Consider the following 11,697-nt stretch of genomic DNA (forward strand, 5'->3'; position numbering starts at 1 on the left):
CCGCGGAAGTTGGTGCGCTCGAGCGCGGGGCCGACCGGGGCGCTGCGCACCTCGCGCAGCGCGTACCGGGCGGCGGCGGCGCCGGCTCCGGCGATCAACAGCCGGCCGAGAGCCCTCACGCCACCACCTCGCTTCGCTCGGCAGCGGCGTGGGACGCCGCCCTGCTGTGCCTCAGGTTCACTCGCTGCGCTCGCTCACGCGCCACCTCGTCGGTTTCGGACACGGGGGTACGTCGTTCGCTCACTGGGGCAGTCTAGGCAGCAGCGAGGCGGCGTTGTCGCCGACGCCGTACTGGCCGGCCTTCTTCTCGGTGAGCTGCTGCACCAGGGCGAGGCTGGTGACCACCTGGCCCTGCACGGTGTTGGCGTTGTCGACGGTCGAGATGGTCTGGGACAGCACCGGGTCTCCGCGCACGACGGCCACCAGGTTGCCGCCGGCGGAACCGTTGCCGCCGACCACGATCGACCCGGTCCGGTCGAACTGCTCGGCGATCTTCACGACCGACTCGTCGCGCTTCGCGGAGTCCTTGTCGACGTACGGCTGACCGCTGACCACGATCACGGCCTCCGCCGACCCGGTGACCTTGTTGTCGTCGGTGGTCAGGTAACCGGCGTTGTTGTACGCGGCGAGCACCGCCCGCCGGTCGGCGTCACTGACCGGCGCGGTCCCCTGGGAGCGGTCCAGCAGGACGCTGGCCAGCAGCGCGCTGGAGGTCTCCACGCCGTGCCCGTTGCCGGGCAGGCCGGTGGTCTGCGCGGTCGGGCGGGCGGCGGTGACGGCCAGCTCCAGCAGGTTGGTGTTGTTGTCCGGGTTGACGAACTTGTCCTGCAGGTCGACGCGGCCGGTGATGGTGGCCCCGGCCAGCTGGAGCTTCTTGAGCACGCCCTCGGTGTGGTCGCGCCCGTTGGGGAGGCTGAGCACCAGGACCCGGCGCCCGGTGAGGGTGCCCGGCAGGACGACCTGGGACATCTCCTCGGCGAACTCCTCCTCCAGCCCGAGCTGCTTCTCCATGTCGTTGACCGTCTCGCGCATCTGCTGGTTGGCCTTGCGCAGGCCGGTGACCTGTTCCTTGAGCGAGTCGGCGACCGGGCCGTTGAGGGCGGCCGTGCCGACCACCAGGCCGATCGCCAGAGCCAGGAAGACCGCGGTGAGGGACACCACGTGGTAGCGGAAGTTGATCACGCTTGCAGCCTCTTGATCGGTCGGGAACTAGAAGAGCCGGTACAGCTGGAACACGAAATTGTCCCACCATTCGGCGACCACGCCCAGGTACGCCTTCCCGACGGTGGAGACGGCCACCGCGGAGGCCATCGCCGCGATCGCCGAGAGCACCAGCAGCAGCAGCGACGAACCGGAGATGCTCTGCCGGTAGAGCCGGCTCACGCCCTTGGCGTCGACCAGCTTGCCGCCGACCTTCAGCCGGGTCAGGAACGTCGAGGCCATCCCGCCGCGACCCTTGTCCAGGAACTCGACCAGCGTGGCGTGCGTGCCGACCGCCACCAGCAGCGAGGCGCCCTTCTCGTCGGCCAGCAGCATCGCCAGGTCCTCGCTGGTCGCCGCGGCCGGGAAGGTCACCGCCGGCACGCCGAGACCGTTGACCCGGGGCAGGCCGGGGGCCCGCCCGTCCGGGTACGCGTGCACGATCACCTCGGCGCCGCAGCGCAGCACGTCGTCGGTGACCGAATCCATGTCCCCGATGATCATGTCGGGGGTGTAACCGGCCTCGACGAGCGCGTCCGCGCCGCCGTCGACGCCGATCAGCACCGGCTTGAACTCCCGGATGTACGGGCGCAGCACGTCCAGGTCTGCCTTGTAGTCGTAGCCGCGCACCACGATCAGGCAGTGCCGGCCCTGCATCTGGGTCTCGATGTCCGGCACGCCCACGCCGTCGAGCAGCAGGTCGCGCTCCTGGCGGAGGTAGTCCATGGTGTTGGCGGCGAACGCCTCCAACTGCACGGAGAGCCCCTCCCGGGCGTCGGCCATCGCCTTGGCGACCGACTCGGCGTCCTGCAGGCTGCCGTGCGCCACCGGCTCGTCGCCGGCGAAGACCGTGTTGCCCTCGATGCGCACCTGGTCGCCCTCGCGGATCTGCTCGAAGACGCCCTCCCCCAGGTCGTCCAGGAGCGGGATGCCGGCGGCGATCAGCACCTCCGGGCCGAGGTTCGGGTAGCGGCCGGAGACCGAGGGCTTGGCGTTGAGCACCGCCGCGACCCCGACGGCGACCAACGAGTCGGCCGCCACCCGGTCCAGGTCGACGTGGTCGATGACCGCGATGTCACCGGGGCGTAGCCGACCGACCAGGCGTTTTGTCCGGCGATCGAGGCGCGCGGTGCCGAGGACTCTGCCCGGCTCCGCGCTCCGGTTCCGGCGCAACGTGGGTAGACGCATCGTGACCATCCTGGCATGTGGGGCAGGCTTTTCTGTCGCGACATGCCTGAGCAGGGCCGCCTACCCAGGGAAGCACACGTCGGCACAAGCCGGTGTGCTTGCGCTCACAATACGCGGTGTCACGGGCGCCGTTCCTTGGCCGCCAGGGCCAGAAGCTCCTCGGCGTGGGCGATACCCAGATCCGAGTCGGGCAAACCCGCCAGCATGCGCGCCAACTCCCGGGCCCGCTCGGTGTCCTCCACGACCCGGACCCCGCTGGTGGTCACCGCGCCACCCGTGTCCTTCGCCACCACCAGGTGCCGGTCGGCGAACGCCGCCACCTGCGGCAGGTGGGTGACGACCAGCACCTGGTGACTGCGGGCCAACCGCGCCAGCCGCCGGCCGATCTCCACCGCGGCCTGACCGCCGACACCCGCGTCGACCTCGTCGAAGACCAGCGTGGGCGGGCCACCCGAGCCGGCGAAGACCACCTCGATCGCGAGCATCACCCGCGACAGCTCACCGCCGGAGGCGCCGCGCTGCAACGGCAGCGACGGCGCGCCCGGGTGCGCCAGCAGGCGCAGCTCCACCTCGTCGCCGCCGTCCGGGGCGATGCCCACCTCGACGCCGTTGACCGACAGCGCCGGCTCGGACCGACCGGCCGGGCGGGGCAGCACCGCCACCTGGATCCGGGCGTGCGGCATGGCCAGCCCGGCCAGCTCGACGGTGACCTGGTCGGCGAAGCGGACCGCCGCCTCCTGCCGGGAGGCCGACACCCGACCGGCCAGGTCGGCCACCTCGCCGGCCAGCCGCTGACCCTCCCGGTCCAGCTCGTCGAGCAGGTCGTCGGACGTGTCCAGGTCGGACAGTCGGGTGCGGGCCCGCTCGGCCCACGCGATGACCCCGTCGACGTCGTCGGCGTACTTGCGGGTCAGCGCGCGCAGCGCGGCCCGCCGCTCGTAGACGTGCTGCAACCGGGCCGGGTCCGCGTCGAGCGTCGCCAGGTACGCCGACAGCTCGGCGGAGACGTCGGTGACCAGCGTGGCCGCCTCCTCCAGCCGGGCCGCCAGCTCGCCGAGCGCCGGATCCGTGCCGGCCTGCGCCTCCAGCGTGCGCCGGGAGGTGCCGAGCAGCACCGTCGCGTCCGGTGTCTCGTCGGTCGCCTCCGCGCCGCCCGCCAGGCACTGCTGGGCCAGCTGGGCGGCCGTGCGCAGCCCCTCGGCGTGCTCCAGACGCTGCGCCTCGGCCTTGAGCTCGTCATCCTCGCCGGGCTGCGGATCGACCCGGGTGATCTCGTCGAGGCCGAGTCGCAGCAGGTCGGCCTCCTGGTTGCGCTCGCGGGCGTTGCGCCGCCGGTCGGCCAGGTCGTCGACGACCCGCCGCCATCCGGTGTACGCCTCCCGCAGCGCGTCGAGCAGCTTCTCGTGCGCCGGGCCGGCGAACCGGTCCAGCGCGGCGCGCTGCTCGGCCGGGCGCAACAGCCGCAGCTGGTCGGACTGGCCGTGCACCGCCACCGCCTGCTCGCCGACCTCGCCGAGCATCGACACCGGCATGCTCCGGCCACCGAGATGGGCGCGGGACCGGCCCTCCACGGTGACCGTGCGGCTCAGCAGCAGCGAACCGTCCTCGTCGGGCTCGCCGCCGGCGTCGGTGATCCGGGCGTGCACCGCGTCAGCGACCCGACCTTCCAGGCGCAGCCGCCCCTCGACCACGGCCCGGCCGGGCTGGGCACGGACCCGCCCGGCGTCGGCCCGGCCCCCGAAGAGCAGGCCGAGGCCGGTGACCACCATCGTCTTGCCCGCACCGGTCTCGCCGGTGATGACGTTCATGCCGCCGGTCAAGGGCAGCGTGGTGTCCTCGATGACGCCCAGCCCGGTGATGCGCAGCTCTTCCAGCACAGCACCCGACAGTAGACGCGATGCCTGACACTTGACCAGCCGACGAGCCCGCGGGCAGGCCGCGGCACGGCCGGCACCGGGCCGACGTACAGTTCTGCCCCGTGTTGGACGTGATCGGCCTGACCCCGGCTGAGGAGGAGCTCTACCGCTGCCTGCTTCAGCTCACCACGGCTCGGATCGACGAGCTGGTCCGCCGGCTGCACCGCCCGCGGGCACAGGTCGTCGCCCAGGTCGAGGCCCTGCGGCTCAAGGGACTGGTGCTGCCCACCGACACCGACCCGGACGCCCCGCTGCGCCCAACCGCGCCGGACGTCGCCCTCGGCGCGGCGCTGCTGCGCCGGCAGGAGGACCTGGAGGCGGCCCGACGGCGGGTCACCCAGCTGGCCGAGGAGTACCGGTCGGGGCTGCGCCGCCACCACGGCGACCACCTCGTCGAGGTCATCACCGGGGCCAGGGTGCTCCGGGACCGGCTCCGCGACCTGCAGAACTCGGCACGTACCGAGGTGCTCTGGTTCTGCCGGGCGAACCCGCTCGCGATGGCCGGCCCCGAGAACGTCGAGGAGTTCGACGCGCTGGCCCGGGGAGTGAGCTACCGGGCCATCTACGAGCGGGACCTGCTGCTGGAGCCGGGCGCGCTGGTCGACCTGGCCAAGGGCGTGGCCGCCGGCGAGCAGGCCCGCGTCCTGGACCGGCTGCCGGTGCGGCTGGCCATCGTGGACGCCCGCACCGCCGTCTGCCCGCTGGTGCCCGACCGCGACGGCGGCGAGCCGAGCGCCGCGGTGATCGGCCGCAGTCAACTGCTCGACGCGCTGCTCGCCCTCTTCGAGAGCCACTGGCGGGTGGCCACCCGGCTGCGGCTGGACGACCCTCTCGCGGAGTCCACTGCCGAGGGCCGGCGCCCGGACCCCGACGGCGACCCGGGTGGCGGCCACCAGCCGGACGCCGACGAGGCGCGCCTGCTGTCGCTGTTCGTGGCCGGCGTACCGGACAAGTCCATCGCCTCCCAGCTCGGGGTGAGCCGGCGTACCGTGCAACGCCGACTCGCCGACCTGATGGCCGCCGCCGGCGTGGACACCCGGCCCGGGCTGGCGTTCCAGGCCGCCCGGCGCGGGTGGCTCTGACCCGGACCGCGGAGATGGATGAGCCCGCCGTCGGTCGACGGCGGGCTCACCCGGGGCGGGACGGCGCGTGGCCGCCCCGCCCCGTCCGTCACCGCAGCCCGTACGCCTGGAGCACCGTCTGGTCGACGGTGTTCCCGGCCCGGTCGGAGGCGTGCACCCGCAGCGACACCGTCCCGCGCCCCGCCGGCACGGTCGTGGTGTAGCGGGTGCCCGACCCCTTGGTCGGTGCGGACCGCCAGGTGACGCCTCCGTCGAAGGAGACCTCCACCCGGACGCTGGTGCCGGTGGGCGCGGACACTCCGGCCGGCTGGCGCAGGGTCAGCCCCAGCTGGTGCGATCGGTTGCCGCGTACCGTGCCGAGCAGGTCGGCCGGCACCCGGTAGTCCACCTGCAGCAGCGGCAGCGGCTTGGCAGCGTCGCCCGTCGGTCGGGCCGAGGTGAACTGCCAGGCCGTCTCGGTCCGCGTGGCGTAGCGCCACTCGGCCGAGGACCGCCGCGTGGTCACGTCCAGGCGATAGCGGGCCGGCCCGGCGGTGGTGGGCACCGGCGCCCAGCCGCCCGAGAGGTCGGCGATCTGCTGCCCGTTCCGGCTGACCCGGGCCTCGACGGTGTCCGACTCCTCGCTTTCGCCGCTCACGCTGTAGTGGCCGTCGGCGTCGACGAACTCGGGCACCCGCAGGTCCAGACTGTCACCGATCCGCGTGGGCACCGGCGCCCCGCTTGCCGGTACGGCCGGGCGGACCACCGGCGCGTGCCAGGTCTCGGTCACCCGGTCATCGGCGGCGTAGCGCCGGGGCTCCTGGGTCAGGCCACCGGTCAGCTTCCCCCACTGCATGAACATGGACTTGTGCAGCACCCGGTGCTGCCACCAGTTGTCCCCGGCGCTGACGAACTCCTGCCGGGTGGTGCCGTTACGGATCATCCGCTGGTCGTCGTTCCAGGAGTACTCCTGCCACGGACGCCAGCCGAACCGCTCCTCGGTGGCCCAACCCGCGCCGGTGTCGCCGTAGCTCGCGGTCACCTCGGCCGTGTTCTTCGCGTCCACCGTGTGCACGATCCGCTCCGGGACCCGCCCCTTCGACACCTGCCACACGTCGTAGAGGTAGGGGCTGTCCACGGTCAACGTCAGGTCCAACGTCGCCCGGCCCTTCCGGGCCGCCGCGATCAGCCGCTGCCCGTCGTCGTACGCGACCACCATCCCCGGGATCGGCAGCCGGTCTCCGATCGGCCGCCACACCGTCCACGCGCTGAAGTCCGCCGGCCGGACGACCAGCACCACGGCGGCGCCGGCGGCCGCGGCGGCGGCGACCTGCTCATCCTCCGAGCGGTCCGGGTCGGTGGTGAGCAGCGCAGCGGCGCCCCGCACCCGGGTCAGCTCGGCGGGGGTCCCGGTGCCGGCCCAGACCAGCGGCAGCTTCCGCCGGCCGGTCGGCGCAGGCGACGTGCCGATCAGGTTGATGTCCAGCGGACCGGACACCCCGCTGATCGTCGCGTCCACCATGGGCGCGACGAGTTGCCAGCGCGACGCGAACTCGAACTCGCCCTGGCGCACCGGGCGGGTCGGCGTGACGTTGATCTGCTGGACGGTGCTGTAGGCCATCACACCGTGGTCGATCTGCCGGCCGTTGCCCAACACCCGGTGCACGTAGTAGCTGAGCGTGGCCCGCTGCTCGCTGGGCTTCGGCGTCTCGATCCGCACCGGCGTGCCCTTGCGCGCGTCGAGCACCACGGTCAGGTCCCGGTCGACGGTCAGCTCCGGCTCGACGACCTCGGTGAGCTGCTCGTCCAGCGGGGCGCCGTGCTCGACCATCGCGGTCAGCAGGTACGTGCCCTCCTCGACCTGCAGGGTGGCCTCGCCGGGCCACCAGCCCCAGAAGTCCGACTCGGGCTGCTCTCCGAAGAGGGTCAGCGCCGGCGAGAGGGTCAGCTGGCCCTGCCGGTCCAGCACCTTCACGGTGACCTGGTGCAGCTGGCCGCTGGAGGTGAGCCCGACCGGTGTGCGCACCTCGACGCCGTCGGCGCCGGTCGCCACCAGCCAGCCGCCGTGCGGCCCGCGAGCCAGCTTCGTCGGGTCGGCCCGCATCGGCACGGCCACGCTGCCGCCGGCCGGCACGGTCACCTCACCGGACCCGACGGAGACACCGTCGGGCTCGGCCGCGCCGGTGTCCAGGTTGCGCAGGTCCAGGGCCAGCCGCAGGGTCTGCGGGGCCGAGGTGCCGTTGGTGTACGTCACGGTCCGCTCGACCGCCGCACCGCCGGCGGTGACCCGGCCGAAGTCCGCGGTGGCCGAGGCGTACACCCGCTGCCCGAGCGCGCGAGCCACGTCGACCCGGCCGCCACCCTGCTCGAAGACAGTCAGCGCCGGGTTGGCCTTCGTGGTGCTGACCAGCGCGTCCTTGAGCTTCCCGGCAGTCCAGTCGGGGTGTTCCTGGGCGAGGATCGCCGCCGCGCCGGCCACATGCGGGGTGGCCATGGAGGTTCCGGACGCGGTCGTGTAGGCGTCGCCTACCGGCGTACCCATGGTGGTGCCGGCGGCCCGGGCGGCGACGATGCCGACGCCCGGCGCGGTGATCTCCGGCTTGAGGCCGTTGTCGCCGAGGCGCGGACCCCGGCTGGAAAACTCCGCCAGGTTGTCGTCACGGTCGACCGCGCCGACGGTGAGGGCCGCCGCGGCCGCGCCCGGCGTGCCGACGCTGCGCGGTGTGCCCGCGTTGCCGGCGGCGACCACGAAGAGCGCTCCGGTCTCGGCGGTCAGGTCGTTGACCGCCTGGCTCATCGGGTCGGTGCCGTCGGTCGCGTCGCCGCCGAGGCTCATGCTGACGACCTTCGCGCCGGAGTGGGCGGCCCACTCCATGCCCTCGATGATGGACGAGCTGGAGCCGGAGCCACCGTCGTCGAGCACCTTGCCGACCAGCAGCCGCGCGCCGGGCGCGACACCCTTGCGCAGTCCTGCGGACGCGGCGCCGCTGCCGGCGATGGTGGCCGCGACGTGCGTGCCGTGGCCGTGGCCGTCGCGGGCACTGCCGCTGCCGGAGAAGTCCTGCGCCTCGGCGATCCGGCCGGCCAGGTCGGGGTGGGTGGCGTCGACGCCGGTGTCGAGCACCGCCACCTTCACGCCGGCACCGTCTCGGCCGGCCGCCCAGGCCGCCGGGGCGCCGATCTGCGGCACGCTGTGCTCCAGCGCCGGGCGGACCCGCCCGTCCAGCCAGATGCGGGCGATGCCACCGCCCAGTCGGGGCGCGGCGGCGGTCGTGGTCCGGGTCGCCGGCGTGCCGGCGAGCGTGGTCCACAGGCCGCCGAGGTCGCCCTTGCCGACCCGCAGCGCCGCGCCGTTGATGCTTTCCAGGGGGCGGGCGTCGGTGGCGACGGCGAGCGGCCGGACCCGGCCGGCGGCCGGCTCCTGGTAGCGCACGATCAGCGGCAGGTCGCCCTGCGCGGCGTCACCGAAGCCCTCGGCGGCCAGCTCCTGCACGTCGAACAGGTTGGCGTCGAGGATCCCGCTGGAGACGTAGGGCAGGACGTCGCTGGGTAGCACGCGCAGCGCGCCGTCGACCTCCAGGGTCTGGAAGATGACGCGCTCGCGCCCGGGACCCGGGCGGACCGTGGCGGCGACCCGACCGGGCGCCGCCTGCACCAGGTCGACCTGGTCGCCGGTGATCAGGGTGATGCGGACGGACGCGGCGCCAGGGGCGGGCGTGCCCGAGTTCGGGCCGGTGGGCCGGACGGGCGGGTCGGCGGACGCCGGTGCGGCGAGGCCGACCACCAACGCGCCGACCGCGCCGGCGGTGAGCCAGCGTGGGGACCAGTGCATGCGATGTGCTCCTCTACTCCTCCAGGTCCGTCATCCGTGGATGAGGGCCGATCGGAGTCTGCGACGGAGCCTGTCACCCGGTCACTAGTCGCCAGCCGCCGCAGCGGCGACATGTCGTCAGGTGGACAGCCGTCGTCCACCGACGGTGTGCGCCATGGTCACCGGCGGCTGCCACGCCAGCCGTGCACCGGAAGCCCGAACTTGGCGACCAGCCGGTCGGTGAACGGGCGGGCCCGCAGCCGCACGATGCGCACCGGCAGAGCACCCCGGCGCACCGTGACCCGGGCGCCGGGTGGCAGGTCGTAGACCCGACGGCCGTCGCAGCAGAGCACGGCGAGAGTGGTGAACGGGTCCACGGTGATCACGAAGGTGGACGTCGGGGCGGTGACCAGTGGACGGCTGAACAACGCGTGCGCGCTGATCGGCACCAGCAGCAGGGCCTCCACCTCCGGCCAGACCACCGGCCCGCCGCCGGAGAACGCGTACGCCGTGGAGCCGGTGGGGGTGGCGCAGACGACGCCGTCGCAGCCGTAGCGCGACAGCGGACGGCCGTCCACGTCGACGAGGAGCTCGAGCATCTGCGCCCGCTCGCCCTTCTCGACGCTGATCTCGTTGAGCGCCCAGGACTCGATGGTGGGGCCGCCGTCGAACTCGGCCGTGACGTCCAGGGTGAGCCGCTCGTCCACCGTGTAGTTGCGCCCGACGACGTCGCGGACCGCGGTGTCCAGGTCGTCGATCTCGGCCTCGGCCAGGAAACCCACCTTGCCGAGGTTGATGCCGAGCAGCGGCGCCTTCGCCGGCCGTGCCAGCTCGGCCGCGCGCAGGAACGTGCCGTCCCCTCCGAGCGCGAAGACGATCTCGGCGCCCTCGGCGGCCTCCGGGCCGGCCACCGGCACCACGCCGGGCAGGTCGAGGTCCTCGGCCTCCTCGGCGACCACCCGGACCTCGAAGCCCGCGGCGATCAGATCGGCGGCGACCGCCCGGGCATGCTCGGTGCTGCGGCGACGGCCGGTGTGGGTCACCAGCAGCGCGGTGCGGCTCATCGGATCGCCCACCCGTCCGTGAACGGGCCGCGGCCCACCGTCGTCGTCGCTCCGCCACGGCCGCGTGTCCCGCGCGCCGTCCCGGAACGCTCCCTGCACGCGTTCACCCTGCGACCTCCTCCGCCGCCGCGTCCGGCACGTCGCCGGCCGCCGTCAGGCCGTCCGGCCCGGCCGCCACCACCGCCCGCACCCGCTGCGGGTCGGCCGGCGGTGCGCCCCGGCGCAACCATACGAAGAACTCCACGTTGCCGCTCGGCCCGGGCAGCGGGCTGGCCGCCACATCCGCCAGGCCGAGGTCGAGCTGCGCCGCCGCGGCCGCCACGTCGAGCACCGCCTCGGCGCGCAGCTCCGGCTCACGGACCACACCGCCGGCGCCGACCCGCTCCTTGCCGACCTCGAACTGCGGCTTGACCATCAGCGCCAGGTCGCCGTCGGCCCGGGTGCAGCCGGCCAGCGCCGGCAACACCAGCCGCAACGAGATGAACGACAGGTCGGCCACCGTGAGGTCGACCTGCCCGCCGATCACCTCGGGTTCGAGAGTACGGACGTTGGTGCGCTCGAGGACCCGGACCCGCTCGTCGGTGCGCAGCGACCAGGCGAGCTGCCCGTAGCCGACGTCCACGGCCACCACCTCCGCGGCGCCGCCGCGCAGCAGCACGTCGGTGAAGCCGCCGGTCGACGCACCGGCGTCGAGGCAGCGCCGGCCGGCGACGCTCAGCCCGGCGGGGCCGAACGCGGCCAGCGCGCCGGCGAGCTTGTGCCCGCCCCGGGAGACGTACTCCTCGGCCGGGTCGGCGCCGGTGACCAGCAGCGGATCGGCGGGGTCGACCATCGCGGCGGCCTTCCGCGCGGGCACCCCGCGCAGCTGGACCCGGCCGGCCTCCACCAGCGCGGCGGCCTGCTCACGCGAGCGGGCGAGACCGCGGCGGACGAGTTCGGCGTCCAGCCGGTTGCGACGTGCCATGGGTGGTTCTCCGGTCTGCTCAGGCCTGGTCGTCCGCTCAGGTCTGGTCGATGGTGGCGAGGGTTTCCCGCAGGGTCTCGTAGGCCGCCTCGTACTGCGCGATCTGGTCGGCGGGGGCCAGCGCCGCCGCGTTGGCCATGGCTCGCACGGCCGCGTCGACGGCGGGATGCCGCGCCTCGTCGTCGCCCAGGTCGGGCGGCGGACCGGGCGCGCGTCGCCGGTCACCGGAGGCTCCGGGCGGTCGGCGCGGCGCTCATCGAGGGTTGTCCGGCTGCTGCTTGCGGGCCGCCTTCTTGGCCGGCATGTCCGACGGGGTCGGTGCGTCGTCGGCGGTCCGGCTGATCGTCGCCGGCGGCTTCTTCACGATGGCCTTCTTGGCGACCGCCTTCTTCGCCACGGCCTTCTTCGCGACCGCCTTCTTCGCGACGGCCTTCTTGGCCACCGGCGCGGAGACCGGGGCGCCTGCCGCCCCGTCCGACGGCACGAGACCGGC

7 protein-coding genes and 1 pseudogene are annotated in these 11,697 nt (G+C 74.0%); 1 reads left to right on the top strand and 7 read right to left on the bottom strand.

Annotated elements, in window-relative coordinates; all coding sequences use genetic code 11:
* Nucleotides 1–240: 240 nt before the first annotated feature.
* The 3 genes from DKT68_RS18555 to recN all read right to left on the bottom strand — a co-directional run bounded on the left by DKT68_RS18555 (nt 241) and on the right by recN (nt 4,265).
* Nucleotides 241–1,182, bottom strand: coding sequence for a copper transporter (locus tag DKT68_RS18555; RefSeq protein ID WP_109818676.1), 942 nt, complete (start codon nt 1,180–1,182; stop codon nt 241–243).
* A gap of 27 nt (nt 1,183–1,209) precedes the next feature.
* On the bottom strand, nt 1,210–2,388 hold the full coding sequence (gene steA, locus DKT68_RS18560) for a putative cytokinetic ring protein SteA (RefSeq protein WP_109818677.1): 1,179 nt from the start codon (nt 2,386–2,388) through the stop codon (nt 1,210–1,212).
* Nucleotides 2,389–2,507: 119 nt separating this feature from the next.
* A complete protein-coding gene (recN, locus tag DKT68_RS18565) occupies nt 2,508–4,265 on the bottom strand; it encodes a DNA repair protein RecN (RefSeq protein ID WP_109818678.1) in 1,758 nt (585 codons plus the stop codon).
* Nucleotides 4,266–4,366: 101 nt separating this feature from the next.
* On the opposite strand from recN, the gene DKT68_RS18570 reads away from it, so the two are divergent.
* Nucleotides 4,367–5,386, top strand: a complete 1,020-nt coding sequence (locus tag DKT68_RS18570) for a helix-turn-helix domain-containing protein (RefSeq protein WP_109818679.1) — start codon at nt 4,367–4,369, stop codon at nt 5,384–5,386.
* Nucleotides 5,387–5,474: 88 nt separating this feature from the next.
* On the opposite strand, the gene DKT68_RS18575 is transcribed toward DKT68_RS18570, so the two are convergent.
* From DKT68_RS18575 to DKT68_RS18590, 4 genes and pseudogenes are all read right to left on the bottom strand, one after another.
* Complete coding sequence (locus DKT68_RS18575) at nt 5,475–9,197, bottom strand: S8 family serine peptidase (protein ID WP_109818680.1); 3,723 nt, start codon at nt 9,195–9,197, stop codon at nt 5,475–5,477.
* A gap of 158 nt (nt 9,198–9,355) precedes the next feature.
* On the bottom strand, nt 9,356–10,240 hold the full coding sequence (locus tag DKT68_RS18580; RefSeq protein WP_109818682.1) for an NAD kinase: 885 nt from the start codon (nt 10,238–10,240) through the stop codon (nt 9,356–9,358).
* A gap of 103 nt (nt 10,241–10,343) precedes the next feature.
* Nucleotides 10,344–11,204 carry a TlyA family RNA methyltransferase gene (locus tag DKT68_RS18585; RefSeq protein WP_109818681.1) on the bottom strand — a complete coding sequence of 287 codons (861 nt, stop codon included), beginning with the start codon at nt 11,202–11,204 and terminating at the stop codon, nt 10,344–10,346.
* Nucleotides 11,205–11,457: 253 nt separating this feature from the next.
* Nucleotides 11,458–11,697, bottom strand: a pseudogene (locus DKT68_RS18590) (hypothetical protein); the annotation flags it as partial.

It is taken from the genome of Micromonospora acroterricola (genome assembly GCF_003172955.1).
In the GTDB taxonomy this organism is placed as follows: domain Bacteria; phylum Actinomycetota; class Actinomycetes; order Mycobacteriales; family Micromonosporaceae; genus Micromonospora; species Micromonospora acroterricola.

Bases quoted from the DNA above. Each gene is read 5' to 3' on its own strand.
- steA (WP_109818677.1), bottom strand. From the start codon at position 2,388: ATGCGTCTACCCACGTTGCGCCGGAACCGGAGCGCGGAGCCGGGCAGA.
- DKT68_RS18585 (WP_109818681.1), bottom strand. From the start codon at position 11,204: ATGGCACGTCGCAACCGGCTGGACGCCGAACTCGTCCGCCGCGGTCTC.
- DKT68_RS18575 (WP_109818680.1), bottom strand. From the start codon at position 9,197: ATGCACTGGTCCCCACGCTGGCTCACCGCCGGCGCGGTCGGCGCGTTG.
- DKT68_RS18580 (WP_109818682.1), bottom strand. From the start codon at position 10,240: ATGAGCCGCACCGCGCTGCTGGTGACCCACACCGGCCGTCGCCGCAGC.